The sequence below is a fragment of the Chitinophaga sp. RCC_12 genome, from assembly GCF_041360695.1.
Taxonomy (GTDB): domain Bacteria; phylum Bacteroidota; class Bacteroidia; order Chitinophagales; family Chitinophagaceae; genus Chitinophaga.
In genome coordinates this window covers 649,514-666,227 of record NZ_JBFUPS010000002.1, presented here as the reverse complement: position 1 = coordinate 666,227, position 16,714 = coordinate 649,514, and the positions used below count along the sequence as shown (strand labels likewise).

15 protein-coding genes are annotated in these 16,714 nt (G+C 45.8%); 10 read left to right on the top strand and 5 right to left on the bottom strand.

Annotation, left to right across the window (positions count from 1 at the left end):
* Positions 1-113: 113 nt before the first annotated feature.
* A complete protein-coding gene (locus AB6805_RS07995; protein ID WP_370908910.1) occupies positions 114-716 on the bottom strand; it encodes a hypothetical protein in 603 nt (200 codons plus the stop codon).
* Positions 717-1,764: 1,048 nt separating this feature from the next.
* Positions 1,765-2,889, bottom strand: a complete 1,125-nt coding sequence (gene mqnC, locus AB6805_RS07990; RefSeq protein ID WP_370908909.1) for a cyclic dehypoxanthinyl futalosine synthase — start codon at positions 2,887-2,889, stop codon at positions 1,765-1,767.
* A 163-nt stretch (positions 2,890-3,052) separates the two neighbouring features.
* Between mqnC and AB6805_RS07985 the strand changes: the two genes are divergently transcribed.
* The 7 genes from AB6805_RS07985 (at position 3,053) to AB6805_RS07955 (ending at position 9,637) form a co-directional block, all read left to right on the top strand.
* A complete protein-coding gene (locus AB6805_RS07985) occupies positions 3,053-4,255 on the top strand; it encodes an aspartyl protease family protein (protein WP_370908908.1) in 1,203 nt (400 codons plus the stop codon).
* A 13-nt stretch (positions 4,256-4,268) separates the two neighbouring features.
* Positions 4,269-5,186, top strand: coding sequence for an aspartyl protease family protein (locus tag AB6805_RS07980; RefSeq protein WP_370908907.1), 918 nt, complete (start codon positions 4,269-4,271; stop codon positions 5,184-5,186).
* A 69-nt stretch (positions 5,187-5,255) separates the two neighbouring features.
* The gene (locus tag AB6805_RS07975; protein WP_370908906.1) at positions 5,256-6,494 is read left to right on the top strand and encodes a M16 family metallopeptidase; all 1,239 of its coding nucleotides are present in this window, start codon (positions 5,256-5,258) and stop codon (positions 6,492-6,494) included.
* Positions 6,495-6,537: 43 nt separating this feature from the next.
* Positions 6,538-7,818 carry a M16 family metallopeptidase gene (locus tag AB6805_RS07970; RefSeq protein ID WP_370908905.1) on the top strand — a complete coding sequence of 427 codons (1,281 nt, stop codon included), beginning with the start codon at positions 6,538-6,540 and terminating at the stop codon, positions 7,816-7,818.
* 126 nt (positions 7,819-7,944) lie between these two features.
* Complete coding sequence (locus AB6805_RS07965; protein WP_370908904.1) at positions 7,945-8,751, top strand: class I SAM-dependent methyltransferase; 807 nt, start codon at positions 7,945-7,947, stop codon at positions 8,749-8,751.
* Between the two features lies 1 nt (position 8,752).
* On the top strand, positions 8,753-9,154 hold the full coding sequence (locus tag AB6805_RS07960) for a lysozyme inhibitor LprI family protein (protein ID WP_370908903.1): 402 nt from the start codon (positions 8,753-8,755) through the stop codon (positions 9,152-9,154).
* 81 nt (positions 9,155-9,235) lie between these two features.
* Positions 9,236-9,637 carry a lysozyme inhibitor LprI family protein gene (locus AB6805_RS07955; RefSeq protein ID WP_370908902.1) on the top strand — a complete coding sequence of 134 codons (402 nt, stop codon included), beginning with the start codon at positions 9,236-9,238 and terminating at the stop codon, positions 9,635-9,637.
* Between the two features lie 45 nt (positions 9,638-9,682).
* Here the strand turns inward: AB6805_RS07955 and AB6805_RS07950 are convergent, their stop codons facing one another.
* Together AB6805_RS07950 and AB6805_RS07945 are read right to left on the bottom strand one after the other, a co-directional pair.
* On the bottom strand, positions 9,683-10,822 hold the full coding sequence (locus AB6805_RS07950; RefSeq protein ID WP_370908901.1) for a formimidoylglutamase: 1,140 nt from the start codon (positions 10,820-10,822) through the stop codon (positions 9,683-9,685).
* A gap of 119 nt (positions 10,823-10,941) precedes the next feature.
* The gene (locus AB6805_RS07945; protein WP_079471515.1) at positions 10,942-11,190 is read right to left on the bottom strand and encodes a hypothetical protein; all 249 of its coding nucleotides are present in this window, start codon (positions 11,188-11,190) and stop codon (positions 10,942-10,944) included.
* A 365-nt stretch (positions 11,191-11,555) separates the two neighbouring features.
* Between AB6805_RS07945 and AB6805_RS07940 the strand changes: the two genes are divergently transcribed.
* Complete coding sequence (locus AB6805_RS07940) at positions 11,556-12,650, top strand: glycosyltransferase (protein WP_370908900.1); 1,095 nt, start codon at positions 11,556-11,558, stop codon at positions 12,648-12,650.
* 70 nt (positions 12,651-12,720) lie between these two features.
* Here the strand turns inward: AB6805_RS07940 and AB6805_RS07935 are convergent, their stop codons facing one another.
* Positions 12,721-13,050: an arsenate reductase family protein gene (locus AB6805_RS07935; RefSeq protein WP_370908899.1), complete on the bottom strand. Its 330-nt coding sequence runs from the start codon at positions 13,048-13,050 to the stop codon at positions 12,721-12,723.
* A gap of 99 nt (positions 13,051-13,149) precedes the next feature.
* Here AB6805_RS07935 and polA point away from each other — a divergent pair, with 99 nt between their 5' ends.
* Both polA and AB6805_RS07925 read left to right on the top strand, forming a co-directional pair.
* Positions 13,150-15,963 (top strand): DNA polymerase I, encoded by a 2,814-nt coding sequence (polA, locus tag AB6805_RS07930; protein WP_370908898.1) that lies wholly within the window; start codon positions 13,150-13,152, stop codon positions 15,961-15,963.
* Between the two features lie 146 nt (positions 15,964-16,109).
* The gene (locus AB6805_RS07925; protein WP_370908897.1) at positions 16,110-16,634 is read left to right on the top strand and encodes a GNAT family N-acetyltransferase; all 525 of its coding nucleotides are present in this window, start codon (positions 16,110-16,112) and stop codon (positions 16,632-16,634) included.
* The last annotated feature ends 80 nt before the right edge of the window (positions 16,635-16,714 follow it).

Here is a 16,714-nt window from a genome sequence, read left to right as displayed (position 1 = left end):
CTTACACCGATTTCCCGTAAAATCCAACCTGCGGGCAGTAAATAGCCGCTGACCTTTAGCTTTATTGTATAAAAACTAAGAGCCAGCGGCTGTTTATTCTCTATTTATTACCGTTACTGTTTTGCTAACAACTGTTGTTTAGCCATATCTTTTACTACCTGTTGTGCATATAATACGGCCATTCTTTCTGTTGTTGGCGGATCGAAAGACTGTGACTGTACAGAGTACAACATTTGCCCGCTTTTCATATCATACAGGTTGGCTTCCCATTGATACTTGGTGTTGTAAGTATAATATCCGGGAGCATACATCCTGGATGACCACATAGAGTAATAAGGCCAGAAGCCATAATAACCGTAAGGTGAGTAACTGGGGACAAAGTTTCTTTCCCTGCCTTTATCCAGCATTACAATGGTCATGATCTGGTTTACATCACTGCCCTGTAATTGCTTCAACACCTGCTTTTCCGTCATTTTAGCCATGTCGTTGGGGCCATAGGTCTGCAGTGCAGACATGGCATTATATCCCTTTCTTCTCAGTTCCGATACGGTGTAATTTTCCATCTGGCTGCGCAGGGTACGATCTCTCTGAGGTACCAGCGCCATTACCATTATTTTGTTATCCTTTTGCAGTTGCTGTGCATCATTGGAACGCCAGGAAGACGTTACTTTGGTGCTTGAACAGGCTGCCATGGCGATGATTGCAAATCCTGCCATGATAAGACCCAGCTTTTTCATATTCCCTCCTTTAGTTTGATTAGTTAGTTTGTATCTGTTAGACGTGGAACAGAGCGATTTGTAACATCACCCCCGCAGTTTTAACAAATCTTTGAGACTTGTTAATAATTTGCTAATGAATAGTTTATGCACAGCGGAGGTTGTCTTACTCAGGATTACGCTGATTAGCTTTTGGAAATTTGGGGGAGAATTTAGCGTAGGTTGTCTTTCTCAGGATTACGCTGATTAGCTTTTGGAAATTTGGGGAGAATTTAGCGTAGGTTGTCTTTCTCAGGATTACACTGATTTTATGATTAGATTTTTGGGATTTGCGGAGATGGGAGAGGAGGTTGTCTTGGACACTGATTACGCTGATTTTGCTGATACTATTTTGATTTTAGAAGGATTTTGGAAGATGAAGGCACTGGCCGGATTTTAATTAATTTGGTATCCGGTATTTTCTATGGAATATTGGTATATTTTTAGCCTTTTACAGGATTTCCGGAAAATTTAGTGAATTTAAACGGCTTTCCCTGTTGCTATTTCTTAAATAATTTAAAAAGCTGAGCGGCATTTAACAACCAGGATTTATTGAATGCCGTTCACTCACTTTCACCGGTATATTAGCATGCCGTTTCTCTTATAGGGTAGTATTGTGTATAACGCCCGAAAAAATTCCGCCTGTAAAGCCCTGTGGTAAACGATCCTGGCATCAAGTCCACGTCACCTTCACATCACCTCCGTGTTAACTGCATGTATTAAGCATGCGCTAAGCATATACTAAGCATAAACAAAGTATACACAAAGCATTTCACCGTCCATCTTTAAGCAATCTTTATCCAACCCTGTTATCCCAACCAATCTTCCAAAATCCCAAAAATCTAATCATAAAATCAGCGTAATCCTGAGAAGGACAACCTACGCTAAATTCTCCCCAAATCTCCAAAAGCTAATCAGCGTAATCCTGAGAAGGACAACCTCCGCTAAATTCTCCCCAAATCTCCAAAAGCTAATCAGCGTAATCCTGAGTAAGACAACCTCCGCTGCATTAGTAGTTGATCACCTGCTCCTCAATAGCGGCAGGCAGCTCTCTGAATTTGTACAATTGCGTGCGCAGCTGCGGTTCAAAACCGGCTTCGCGGATCGCCTCCTGCATAGACAGGTAGGTGAAGCGATGCGGGGCGCCGGCAGCGCTTACCACGTTTTCCTCGATCATGATAGAGCCAAAATCGTTGGCGCCGGCATGCAGGCAAAGCTGCGCCACCTGTTTACCCACGGTTAACCAGGATGCCTGGATATTTTTAATATTCGGCAGCATGATGCGGCTCATGGCGATCATGCGGATATATTCTTCCGAGGTAGTCATGTTGTGTACGCCACGGATCCTTGCCAGCAGGGTATCCACGTCCTGGAAAGTCCAGGGAATAAACGCGGTAAAGCCATAGTGTCCTTCCGGCTTTTCGCTTTGTACCTGCCGGATATCCACCAGGTGCTCAAAACGTTCCAGCACGGTTTCCACGTGACCAAACATCATGGTTGCCGAAGAGGCAATGTTCAGCTTGTGTGCCGCACGCATTACATCCAGCCACTCCTGCGCACCGCACTTTCCTTTGGAGATCAGGCGGCGTACACGGTCGTTCAGTATTTCAGCGCCAGCACCGGGAAGACTATCCATACCCGCTTCCTGCAGGGCACGGAGCACTTCTATATGGGTGCTTTTTTCCAGTTTGGTGATATGTGCTACTTCGGGGGGCCCGAGGGTATGTAATTTTAATGCAGGATATAATTGTTTCAGTTCCCTGAAGAGATTTACGTAGAAGCTGAGACCCAGTTCCGGGTGGTGCCCGCCCTGTAACAGCAGCTGATCGCCGCCATACTTAAGGGTTTCCTCGATCTTCTTTTTGTACTCTTCAATTGGCGTAATATAGGCCTCTTTATGGCCGGGAATGCGGTAAAAGTTACAAAACTTGCAGTTGGCCGTGCATACATTGGTGGTATTTACGTTCCTGTCGATCTGCCAGGTTACCTTTCCATGCGGAACCTGCTGCTTGCGTAACTCATTCGCTATTTCCATCAATTCTGCCAGCGGAGCATTTTCAAACAGGTAAACGCCCTCTGCTGCTGTCAGAAACTCAAAGTTCTGCGCCTTTTTGTATAAATCCTGAAGTTCCATGTGCTATATTTCTAACCCTGAATAACTTTGACAAAGGTAGTATTTAGGCAATTAACCGCCTGTAATAAAAATATTTTATACGAACACTATTTAATGTTAAATTTATAGGTATACACATCCCCTGCATCAACCAAGTATGCTTAGACCAATTCTGTTACACGTTATGCTGCTTCTGGCAGCCGCCGGTATATCGATGAGCACCCAAGCCGGAAATGCCACGCCTGAAAACGATAGTACTCGCGATGCCGTGCTGCTCACGCGCTTTCACTTCAAGCAATATTACGGGGGAGTAGTAGTCATCCAGGCACTGGTCAGCAATTATCCTGACACACTTCAATTCATTCTCGACACCGGCAGCGCAGGCATTTCACTTGATACCACCACCTGCCTCAGGCTGGGTATAAGCATGGAACCTTCCGACCGGATCATTAAAGGACTGGGCAGTTCCAAACCGGTATCCTTTGCACGGCGCCACTCCCTGAAGCTCCCGGGATTAAAGGTAGACAGCCTTGATTTCCACATTAACGATTATGAACTGATCAGCCAGGTGTACGGCATACAGGTAGACGGCATCATCGGGTATAGCTTACTCAGCCGGTATATCGTTACAATAGACTACGACACGGAAGAAATTATTATTTACTCCAAAGGAAAATATACTTATCCCAGGGGAGGTCAACTGCTGCGCCCTTCTCTTACACAGATCCCCTTGATATCCGCTCCGCTGAAGAATGCTGTGCGCACCATCACCAACCGCTATTATTTCGACACCGGCGCCGGCATGTGCCTGTTGCTGTCGTCCCAGTTTGTAAACGACAGCAGCGTATTACAAGGCAAAAAACGCCGCACCAAAAAGATCATACAAACAGAAGCACAGGGCCTGGGAGGGAAGATGACCATGTCGCTCACCACGGTAAATGAATTCCGCATCGGCAACTATAGTTTCCGGAATGTGCCTACTTATGTGTTTGACGATAAAAGTAACGTTACCGCTTATCCTTTTCTTGGCGGAATGATAGGAAACGATTTGCTTCGCCGCTTCAATATCACCCTCAACTACAGCAAAAAGGAAATATACATGCTGCCCAACACGCATTTCCGTGATATGTTCGACTATTCCTACACCGGTTTGATCATCTACCTGATCGACGGAAAGGTAGAAGTAACCGATATTATCAAGGGATCACCTGCGGAAAAAGCCGGCTTCCGGACAGGCGATATTATCATGGGTATCAATAATAACCTGGGCCCAAACCTTCAGCTGTTCCGTGAATTACTGAAAAACATCGGCACCCGCGCTACCTGCCTGGTAAGCCGGGATAAAGAACTCCTCATTAAAAAATTGCCAATAAAAAGTATTCTTTGACGTTATTTGTGTCATGTGGCGCTTTTTATTGACAGTAACCATCGTATTCAGCTATGCCCTAATGCCTGCCCATGCCCAGCGCAGAGGCTCATCAGCAGCAGCAACAGATAACAGCAAACCGGTAGCCGTCATTCCCTTTGAACTGGTAAACCGCCAGTTGATCATTCCTGTTACCGTTTCCGGTAGTACGGATACCCTGCATTTTATTTTCGACAGCGGGGCAGAAGTAACGGTAATGAATCTCGCTACCGCCGCTAAACTACAGCTGAGAAATGCCGGCAACGCCTTTTTAACCGGCACCAACAATGCGATGGCCAAAACAGAACTGGCTACACTAAATGCCCTTTATCTCAAAGAACTCCGGTTACCCTATGTGAAAGTATACCTGGAAAACCTCAGCACCCTGGGGCCGGTGGACGGCATCATAGGAATCGCTTTGCTAAAGCTATACATCGTTAAAATAGACTACCGCGCCAAACAACTCGTACTGTACAAGGCCGGCAAAACCCCCACCGGCAATACCGGCAGACTGCTGCATTTTCAGCTTAATTTCAGCACCCCGGTTATTGATGCCTCCATCCAGTTGCCCGATGGACGCCGGTTACCCGGCCACTATCACATCACCACCGGCGGCGACTATGGCATCCTTTTTAACTGGCCTTATGTAGATAAATACAAACTCAACACCCTGCTCCCCACCATCAATACAGACCGCGTACAGGATATGCTGAAGGTATTGTACTACATCAATAGTTCAGTGCCCTCACTGGAAATGGGCGGCCGCAGTATCCCCAATGTACCGGTGAGCTACAGCAAGGATATAGACGACCTCGGCGTATTTACAGAAGTAGCCGGCTCCATTGGGTACGATATCTGGAAAGACTATACGCTTACCATTAATTACGACAAGAAGGAACTGTACCTGGAGTAGCTTTTTGCCGCTTTGGGCTGAAAGCTTACCGTAATTCCCTATTTTTACCATATTGACCAATAAAAAGATATGATCCATTATAATAAGTTTACGCTGGCAAACGGACTGAGGGTAATTGTTCACGAAGACCATACGACGCCGATGGCGGTAATAAATGTGCTGTATGATGTGGGAGCGAGAGATGAAAATCCGGCACAAACGGGCTTCGCCCACCTGTTTGAACACCTGATGTTTGGTGGGTCCATCAATATTCCCTCGTACGATGAGCCGTTACAAATGGCTGGTGGCGAAAATAACGCGTACACCACCAGCGATCTGACCAACTACTACATTCAGCTTCCGGCAGAAAATATTGAAACCGGTTTCTGGCTGGAAAGTGACCGCATGCTCTCCCTGGCCTTTGATGAAAAAAGCCTGGATGTGCAACGCAAAGTTGTATCGGAAGAGTTTAAAGAACATTATATCAATAAACCTTATGGAGATGTATGGCACAAAATGCGCGAGCTATCGTACAGCACCCATCCCTATCGCTGGATGACCATCGGTAAAGAATTATCACATATTGAGAATGCTAAACTGGAAGATGTGAAAGCATTTTTCTTTAAGTATTACCGCCCGGCAAACGCGATCCTCTCTGTAGGCGGCAACGTCACCGTAGAGCAGGTGAAAGCCCTCGCAGAAAAATGGTTCGGCGATATCCCTTCCGGCGAAAAATATCATCGCAACCTGCCGGTTGAACCCGCGCAAACAGCAGCACATAAACTGGAAGTAAAAGCCAATGTGCCGCTGGATGCATTGTATAAATGCTACCACATGTACGCCCGCACCGACAAACGTTACTACGCGGCGGATCTCATCTCCGACATCCTTGGTGGTGGCAGCTCCTCCCGCCTGAACCAGGTACTGGTAAAAGAAAAAAAGCTATTCAGCAATATTGAATGCTATCATTTTGGCAGCCTCGATGCCGGCTTACTGACCATAGAAGGTAAACTGGTAAAAGGAGTAAAAATGAAAGATGCAGAAAAAGCTATTCAGCAGGAACTGGAAAAACTGCAACAGGAAGTCATCTCAGAAAGAGAACTGCAAAAAGTAAAAAACCGCGTGGAAAGCTTGCTGGCCTTTGAAGACATGAGCTTACTCAACCGAGCCAACAACCTGGCATTTTATGAGCTGCTGGGCGATGCCGCACTGATGAACCACGAATTTGAAAATTATGAAGTGGTAACCGCAGCAGAAATACATGAGGAAGCGAAACTGCTTTTTGATGAGAAGAATTCAAATACCATTTACTATTACGCTGCAAATTAGTGCAGTGGCTTGTTTTCGGCCCTCACCCTTTAAATAAGACTCGATGAACAGAACGATTGCCCCTCCCATTAAAGATGCGGTGGATTTCGATATAAAACTGAAGCCATATGAACAGTTCACCCTGGACAATGGCATCCCTGTATACGTAATGAAATCTGACGAACAGGAAACATTACAGCTGGAGCTGGTATTCCCTGCCGGCAGCTGGTATGAGAGCGAAAGCCTGGAAGCCACAGCTACCAACTTTCTTATGAAAAATGGTACCAGCAAACATACGTCGCAACAAATCAATGAAAACATCGACTATCACGGCGCTTACCTAAACCGTAATGCATACCATGAAAATGCAACCTATACGCTTCACTGCCTCACCAAGCACACGGAAGTACTGCTGCCCATGCTGCAGGAAGTGATCCTGGACCCAATATTCCCGGAAGAAGAGCTGAACCTGTATAAGCAGAACCAGAAACAAAAGCTGGCGGTAAACCTGCTTAAATGCGATTTTGTTGGCAACCGCTTCATTGATAAATACCTGTTCGGGGAATTCCATCCATATGGCCGCGTAAGCTCCATGATGGCATATGACGCACTGCAATCTGAAGGACTGCAGGCGTTCTATAAAAAGCACTATACTTACAACAACTGTAAAATCTTTGTGGCTGGTAATCTGCCCGCCAACATGATTCCGTTGCTGAACCAATATTTTGGTACCACCCAGTGGAACGGGGATACACATCTCGTTAAACTCGATCTGCCAATACAGCCGGCAGAAGAGAAAAAATTCAGGATCTTTAATGACGAGAATGGGGTACAGGGCGCTGTGCGTGTGGCCCGTCATTTCCCGAACCGCTACCATCCCGATTTTCCGAAGATGCTGGTGTTAAACACCATCTTTGGCGGCTACTTTGGTTCCCGCCTGATGAGCAACATCCGCGAAGAAAAAGGGTATACCTACGGCATTTATTCACAGCTGTATAACTTCCGTCAAACCAGTGCCCTGAATATTCAAACAGAGGCTGGCCGCGATGTTTGCGAAGCTACCATCGATGAAATTTACAAGGAACTGCTCCGCCTGCAGAACGAACCGGTGCCCAAAGAGGAACTGGACCTCGTTCGTAACTATATGATCGGTTCCATTCTCGGCGACCTGGATGGCGCTTTCCAGCTGATCCAACGCTGGAAAAACCTCATCCTGAACGACCTGGACGAGAATTACTTCTATAATAACATCAAAACAATCAAAACCATTACCGCTGAAGAATTGCAGCAGCTGGCCAAACAATATTTTACGCCAGGCGATTTTTATGAACTGGTAGTGATTTAAAAAGAAATATCCCGCTAAAAAATAAAAGGTTTCCATTAACGGAAACCTTTTATTTTTGGATAACCTGTATTATCCCTTCCACCGCGAATCGAAGAACTTTTAAGGTACCCTTTAAATACTATGGTCATGGACCCATTGCCTGATTATCTTTCAACAAACAAAGAGCTCTGGAATAAACGTACGGGCGTTCACGTTAAGTCTGATTTTTATGACCTGCCCGGCTTCCTCAGTGGAAAAAATTCACTGAAAGAGATAGAATTGCGCTTACTTGAAACGGTACAGGAAAAGGAGATCCTTCATCTGCAATGCCACTTCGGACAAGATACCTTATCGCTTGCCAGGATGGGCGCCACGGTAACAGGAGTGGACCTTTCCGATGCAGCCATTACTTTGGCAAACGAACTCGCTATTAAATCCGGATTGGAGAAAAAAGCCCGCTTCATTTGCTGCGACCTTTATAGCGCACCCCATCACCTGGAAGGCGCTTTCGACATCGTATTCACCTCTTACGGCACTATTGGCTGGCTGCCGGACCTCGACAAATGGGCCGCTGTAGTAAATCATTTTCTGAAGCCCGGCGGATCATTCGTGATGGCGGATTTTCATCCTGTTATTTGGATGTTTGACGACAACATTAAAGAGATCATCTACAGCTATTTTAACACCCAAACCATTGTGGAAGAAACAACCGGGACTTATACCGATGGCGGCAGCGGCATCCGGAACACGTCCTATTCCTGGAACCATCCGCTGAGTGAAATAGTTACGGCATTAACCGCGCAGGGATTGCAGTTGCAGGTATTCCAGGAATTTGATTATTCTCCCTATAACTGTTTTAGTAACACAATTGAAAAAGATGGCCGTTTCTATATCCGGGGAATGGAAGGAAAACTGCCAATGGTATATGCTTTTAAATTCTTCAAACCTTTATAACATGAAATCTTTTATTCTTTTTCTTTTATTGATGACAGGCAGCGTGGCCGCCTTTTCACAGTCACAGTCAGAATTGAATAAACAGGCCGGCCAGGAATATAAGGAGGCCGATAAGAAGCTGAATGATATTTACCAGCTGATCCTGAAAGACTATGCCGCCAACAAAGCATTCATTAAAAACCTGAAAGACGCACAGCGGCTCTGGATACAATTCCGCGATGCGCAGGTACAGGCAATGTACCCCGCTGCAGCCAAAAGCTATGGCAGCGCATTTCCCATGTGCCGCGCCGGTTACCTCACCGAATTAACGAATCAGCGTACCGAATCCCTGAGAGTTTGGCTGAACGGGCTGCCACAGGGAGATATTTGTACCGGCTCTATCGGTGATAAACTGGGCAATTAATAAGCCCCCTGGTTGAGAAGAACTACTGACATTAGTATATTATTAAATATAATTTGTATATTTGATGATTACACAGTCCCTATGCGAAACCTGATCATCCTTCTCGCGGTATTCCTGTGCACGAAAGCGTATTCCCAATCACAACAAACAGCGCTGGACACACTTGAAAACCGCTACCAGCAATGCCTTGGCAACAGCCACGATATGTACAACTGTGCAGTTACCTACTATAAACAACTGGATAGTTTACTGAATATCACCCTCCGGCATCTCTATTCCAGCCTGAATGCCGGGCGGCAGCAAAAGCTGCAGGTAGAACAGCTGGCGTGGGAAACAAAGAAAGAAGAATATTTTAGGAAGATAGATGAGCGGGTAGAGAAGATGCATAAACGCACGATGGAAGGATTGGATGATGAAATGATTTCTACCGATCATAAAGCAGCTTTCATCAAAGAGAGATTAACTACCCTTCTCAATATTTAGTGTTTTCTCCGTACAGGGAACATTCCTGTACGGAGAAAACAACGGTCAGAGTCTTTCCTGGTGACGCAACCAGCGTTCCGGCATTTCATTGTTGCTGGCCATCAGGTAGTCGTTATACGCACACGGCACAAATTCCCGGTCGGGGAGCTGCATCCACCAGCGGCCTGTTTTCTTGCTCTTCAGAAAAACTGTTTCTATATCGGAGAAGGCTATATGAAATTCCCAGAAAGCATCGCGGTCGTCCAGCAGGGCTTCTTTATTTTTCACGGCACGTCCGTCCATAAAGTACCACATCATCTGGGAAATTTGCCGGGCGGTGAGGTGTTCTTTATCCTTTTCTGGCCGGTAGCCGTAAATACCAAAAGAGGAGAGACGGCTGCTCATGCCGGCGTACCTGGCCAGGGAACAGGCTTCTTCACCACTGAATCCATTTGGTGAAAGCTGGTTGGCCGGTGCATCGGTGTGCCGGATGATATTGATATCAAGACTGAACAGGTCTGAATGACGCAGTACCGGTTCCGCTTCTTCCATGTTTTCACGGATGCGGCCAAGACGGTAGCAGTCGAAGCGAAGTTTATCCAGCGTTTCTAACATCCGCGGATGTACGAAATAACTCTGGAAACCGATGTGATTGTAGTGACGCAGGTAGTTGGGTTGCTCCGTGAGTATGTCCATTAAAAAGCGTTCGCTGCGGATATTGGAGTCTTCTTTCAGGTCTATCAGCGCATCAGCAACAGTGGCTTCAATAATTAATTGCTGCGCCGCATAGGCCTTATATTGCGGGTAGGTAAGATCGTGTGAACCGCCCAGGATGATCACGGTTTTATTAGCGGCTAATAATTCTGCAACAACAGTTTTCATGGCGGCATATGCGTCGGCAAGAAATGCACCTGGCAGCAAATTGCCAACATCCGCGAGTTTAATATCGCGGTGCCAGTTGTACAAGCGGAAAAATTCGCGGCGGATGGCATCAGGACCGTGTGTATCCGTTTTACCGGATGCACTGCCTCTTTCTTCTCCTACACCCAGCAGAATAATATCTGCTGCGTCTATATCCGGATGGTGATCATCTTCATATACGTCAATTACACCGCCCACCTGGAATGGATCGTATTCCTGGTCATCGTTTAAAAATGCCTTTGAAACAGGATGTAGGAAATCCTGCAGATGCGAAAAATCTGCCATCAGTAAATTGCGTTTATTTGATGGCAAACGTACAACAAGAATTTAAAAAAAAGCAAAACCAGGCAGATAAGGGCAGCGGGTCAAAGCTACTATAACGGGAATTTGTAGAGGTAAGGCTACTAGTTCTTGTGAATAATAAATTCGAAAGGCTTATGCGACTTACGTGAAATTGCTTTTTCCAGCACGGTTCGTTTGCTGGTAATCCGGCTTTTGTTACAATCCATAACTTCCATAACTGCACAGAGATAATCCATCGTCTCAATCAACGAAAGCATTTCGCTGATTTGTCTCACCGCAGATTGAATCTGCTGTTCCGTGTACCTATCTTCATGTAGCAGGATTAATAAATCTCTATCTACAGGTTTCATGAATAAAAAATTTGACTGTTCCCCGAAATATTGTTTGGCCAGGTATCAAAGGATAGTTCAAAAAGATAAGGCAAAAATTGTTTAGTTGTCAGTCGTTGTCAAAGTCGTCGTTGCTATCAAACAGATCGTCGTATTAGTGCATTCTTTTTTTATTCATGGTAGGACAACCGCAATCGTTTTTCTTAAAAACTTTACACCCTTCCATCACCAGGCATCCGCAAAGAAAAAAGACTACGATCCATTTTATACTTTTCATACTGCTAATTATATACTGGCTATTTTTGAATACCTTCCTGAAGTGTTTACCTTTTCTTAACAATGCCCTTTTGTAATTTAAGCTAAATTCGTAAAAAATTTTAAAATATTTGTCCACAATTATTTCGTCCCGAAAAATTTTAATCGTTCCCCTGGATTGGGGCCTTGGACACGCCACCCGGGACATTCCACTCATCCGTGAAATGCTAAACGCAGGTTGCCAGGTTTTTATTGCGGCTGAAGGCAAACACGCTGCCCTGCTACAGCAGGAATTCCCGCAACTGACCATACTTCCGCTCCCCGGCTACCGTATCCAATATGCGCAAAAAGGACAGTTTTTTGGACTGAAAATCATTCAGCAAATACCTAAAATTTTCCGTGCAGTAAACTATGAACAACGATGGCTGAAGAAGATAGTCGCTGAGTATCAAATCAATGCAGTTATTTCAGACAACCGCTTCGGTTTATATCACGAAAATATCCCCACTGTTTTCATTACCCACCAGCTGCTGATTAAAACACCTTTTGGCGGTTGGATAGAGCGGACCCTGCAAAAAATAAATTATCGTTTCATTAACAAATACAGCGCCTGCTGGATTCCCGATTATCCCGGCAGCAACAATCTCTCCGGCGAACTGGCGCATCCCGGCCAATTACCCGCACATACCACTTATATCGGCTGCCTTAGCCGGTTTGAGCCAAAACCAGGCGTGGAAAAGAAGTATGATCTGCTGGTGCTGATCTCCGGACCGGAGCCACAACGCACCAACCTGGAAAAACTGATCCTGGACCAGATCAAATCCTTGTCCATCACTGCACTGATCGTAAGCGGAAAACCCGGTACACCGCAACATGAACAGGTGGCCCGCGGTGTTACACAAATTAATCACCTCAATGCCAGTGAATTAAACGATGCCATGCTGGCATCAGATATGGTATTAAGCCGCTCCGGGTATACCACCCTCATGGATCTGGCCAAATTGAACAAAAAAGCAATTCTTATCCCTACACCCGGACAATCAGAGCAGGTATACCTGGGTGAATACCTGATGAAGAAAGGGTACTTCTATTCGCTTCCGCAGGAACGTTTTCACCTGAAAACGGCACTGGACGAAGCAGCCCGCTTCCCCTTCCGGTCTTTTCACCATGAACAGGATATGAACCAGTACAAACAGGTCGTACAACAGTTCGTACAATCCCTCTGAGATTATTAAAAAAGGGATGGCAGAATTCAGCCGTCCCTTTTTTCTTCAGTATCTGTAAAATGTTCTCCTGCTAAATATTTTTCACCTCCGCACCGGTATAGATCTTTCCGCCGGTAATAGCCACCGGGCGTTTCAGAAAAGAGTACTCCTGTAATATCAGGCTGCGGTAATCATCTTCCGTTAAATTCTTTTCATGCAATCCCATCGGCCTGTACTGCTGCGATCTGCGGCTGAATAAAGATTCATAACTGCCGGAAAGTGCCTTCATTTCATCCAGCTGTGCCGGCGTGATCTTATCCTTTTTGATGTCCTGCAAAATAAATCCACGCTCCTTTGCCTTCGTTTCTTCCAGGATTTTCTTACAGGTTCCGCAGGTCGACAAATGATAAATTTTATTCATTCTTTTTTGATTTTTTTTATTTGTAAAGTTACATCCTCACCGTATATGGTAGTACTATCTTAATTTTGCAGATTCAAATTAAATCTTGTAGGTTTAGCAATGGAAAAGAAATTATTTTTACTGGACGCCATGGCACTGATTTACAGGGCTTATTACGCCCTGATCAGGAATCCCCGCATCACCAGTGCGGGTCGAAATACCAATGCGCAGTTTGGTTTTACCACTACTTTACTGGACCTCATTAATAAAGAAAAGCCTACCCACATAGCCGTTGCGTTTGACACGCACGCGCCTACCGAGCGTCATACCACTTATACTGATTATAAAGCCAACCGGGAAGATGCCCCGGAAGACCTGCTGGATGCATTACCGGATATCAAGCGGATCATTGAAGGCTTCAATATTCCCGTAGTAGAGCTGGATGGCTATGAAGCGGACGACGTAATAGGTACACTCGCATGGCAGGCCGCAGATGCAGGCTACACCGTTTATATGGTAACCCCGGATAAAGATTACGGGCAACTGGTACGTGATAATATCTTTATCTACAAGCCGCCATACATGGGCAACAAGGAAGAGATTATGGGGCCAAAGGAAGTGTGTGAAAAATGGCAGATCAAAGATGTACACCAGGTGATTGATATCCTCGGCCTTATGGGCGATGCAGTGGACAATATCCCCGGCATTGCAGGCATCGGTGAAAAAACAGCGATGAAATTACTGGCACAATATCACACCCTTGAAAATGTGCTGGATAACGCCGATACCATTGGTGGTAAAATGGGAGAGAAGATCAAAGCGGGTCGTGAAAATGCCCTGATGTCCAAAGAACTGGCGACTATCATCACCAATGTTCCGGTTACCTTCCATGAAGAAGATTTCTGTATTAAAGATTGCGATAAAGGAAAGCTCACCGACATTTTCATGGAGCTGGAATTTAAAACACTTGGTAAAAGAATACTGGGAGATGGTTTTGCCGGCAGCGCCAGTGTGGAAGCTAAAGCGCGGGTGGTACAAACAGATCTCTTCGGCACGGTTGTTACAGAAGAAGTAACTGTCACCACAGAAACAGTGGAAACCGGCAACATCCTGCTGGCAGATAAAAATATTCACAACACCCCGCATGAATACGAGGTAATTGATACCCTGGAAAAAAGAACGGCCCTGCTGCAGCAATTGCTGCAACAGTCAGAAGTGTCTTTTGATACCGAAACAACCGGCACGGACGCCAATGATGCGGAAATTGTAGGTATGAGCTTTTCCTTTAAAAAAGGTTCGGCGTATTATATTCCCATGCCGGCAGACAATACCGCTGCACGTGCCATCATTCATGAATTTACACCGCTGTTCCAGCACCCCTCCATTGTACTCATCGGGCAGAATATCAAGTATGATATGCTGATCCTGAAATGGTACGGCATGGAAATTACCACCACCCTGTTTGACACCATGCTGGCCCACTACCTGATTGAGCCGGAAGGCCGCAGGAGCATGGATGTGCTGAGCGCGCAATACCTTCAGTATGAGCCGGTTTCCATAGAATCCCTGATTGGCAAAAAAGGAAAAGGACAGGGCAGCATGCGGGATGTGGAAATAGAAAAGATCAAAGAATATGCTGCGGAAGATGCCGACATAACATTGCAGCTGAAAGAAAGATTTGCGCCGCTGTTGCCTGAAAAGGCCGTGGACAAAGTATTCTACGATATTGAAAACCCACTCGTGAAAGTTCTTGCCGACATGGAGTACGAAGGCATTGCCCTCGATACCACCGCGCTGGCAGACTATTCAAAGGAGCTGGAAATAGAAATCAAACGGGCAGAAGAAAGTGTGTACGAACAGGCAGGCGTTCGTTTCAAACTGGCGTCGCCCAAGCAATTGGGAGAAGTGCTGTTTGAAAAATTACAACTGGACCCCAAAGCAAAGAAAACACGTACCGGCCAGTATGCCACCGGTGAAGATGTACTGCAAAAGCTTTCCAGCAAACATAAAATAGTAGAGGATATCCTTATTTTCAGAGAGCTTAGTAAACTGAAATCCACTTACGTAGATTCGTTGCCGTTATTGCTGAATAGGCGCACCAACCGGATACACACCTCCTATAACCAGGCAGTGGCGGTAACCGGCCGTTTAAGCTCCAATAACCCCAACCTCCAGAATATCCCAATCCGTACAGACAGGGGCCGCGAAATAAGGAAAGCCTTTATTCCGCGCAACGAGGAATTTGTGTTGCTGTCTGCCGATTATTCGCAGATTGAGCTGCGCATTATTGCCGCCATCAGCGAAGACAAAGAAATGATGGCTGCGTTCCAGCAGGGAATAGACATCCACGCGGCTACGGCAGCAAAAGTGTATAACGTTCCCCTGGAAGAGGTTACGTCCGATATGCGCCGCAATTCCAAAAGCGTAAACTTCGGTATCATCTATGGCGTAAGCGCCTTTGGCCTGTCGGAAAACCTGGGCATTCCCCGCAGTGAGGCCAAAATGCTGATTGATAACTACTTTGCGCAGTATCCATCTATCAAAAAATATATGGATGACCAGATAAAATTTGCGTCAGAAAATGGTTATGTTCAAACCCTGCTGGGACGCAAACGCTGGTTAAAGGACATCAACTCCTCTAACGCGGTGGTACGTGGCTTTGCCGAAAGGAACGCCATTAACATGCCTATCCAGGGTACTGCTGCAGATATGATTAAACTGGCGATGATCGCTATACATAAAGCATTCAAAGAACGAAACCTCAAGTCCCGCATGCTGTTGCAGGTACATGATGAATTGGTTTTTGATGCGCACCGTTCTGAACTGGAGATTATTAAACCCCTTATATTAGATCTTATGCGTAACGCCTTACCGCTGTCGGTTCCGGTTGAAGCGGAAATGGGCACCGGCAATAACTGGCTGGAGGCGCACTAAATTCGGCTGTGGCAATTAGCTTTTAGCAGGTAACACCTGATTCGCGGGAATATTTCCCCGGCGGGATTGTTAAATGCTAAAAGCTAATGAATTAAATGCTAAAAGCCGCTATTGTATTTCCCAAAACAGTTTACTAGTTTTCAAACATGATCCAAACACCTCGACTACAATTGTTGCCGTGCTCACTGGAGCATTTCGAATTGCTATTACAGGGCAACGATCACCTGGCCGACCTGCTTGGCATTTCTGTTCCGGAAGGTTGGACGGAGTATCCCGAAATGGTTCTGGTGGCGTATGATAAATTACGCAACGACCCCGCCATGCTTGGCTGGTTCTTTTACCTGGTGATTCACCGCGCCGATAAACGGCTGATTGGCGCCGGCGGCTTCAAAGGCAAGCCCAATGAAGATGGGCTCGTGGAAATGGGATATGAAATAACAGCCGCCTACCGGGAAAAAGGATTGGGCACTGAAATGGCAGAAGGCCTTATCCGCTTTGCCTTCGGACATTCTTATGTGCACCGGGTCATTGCCCACACCGAGGAAGAATATAACGCCTCCGTTAAAATATTACAAAAAGCGGGGATGCGATTTGTAGGTACATTTAAAAATAAAGAAGGAGAAGACCTCTGGGAATGGGAAATCACCCGCAATCATTACCAGGAGAAATAACTGTAATTCACGTGAACAATCTTTAAAAGTAGCTGTAGCAAGCCCCGTTCATCCATCTTTTCATCTGTCAAATACCCGCT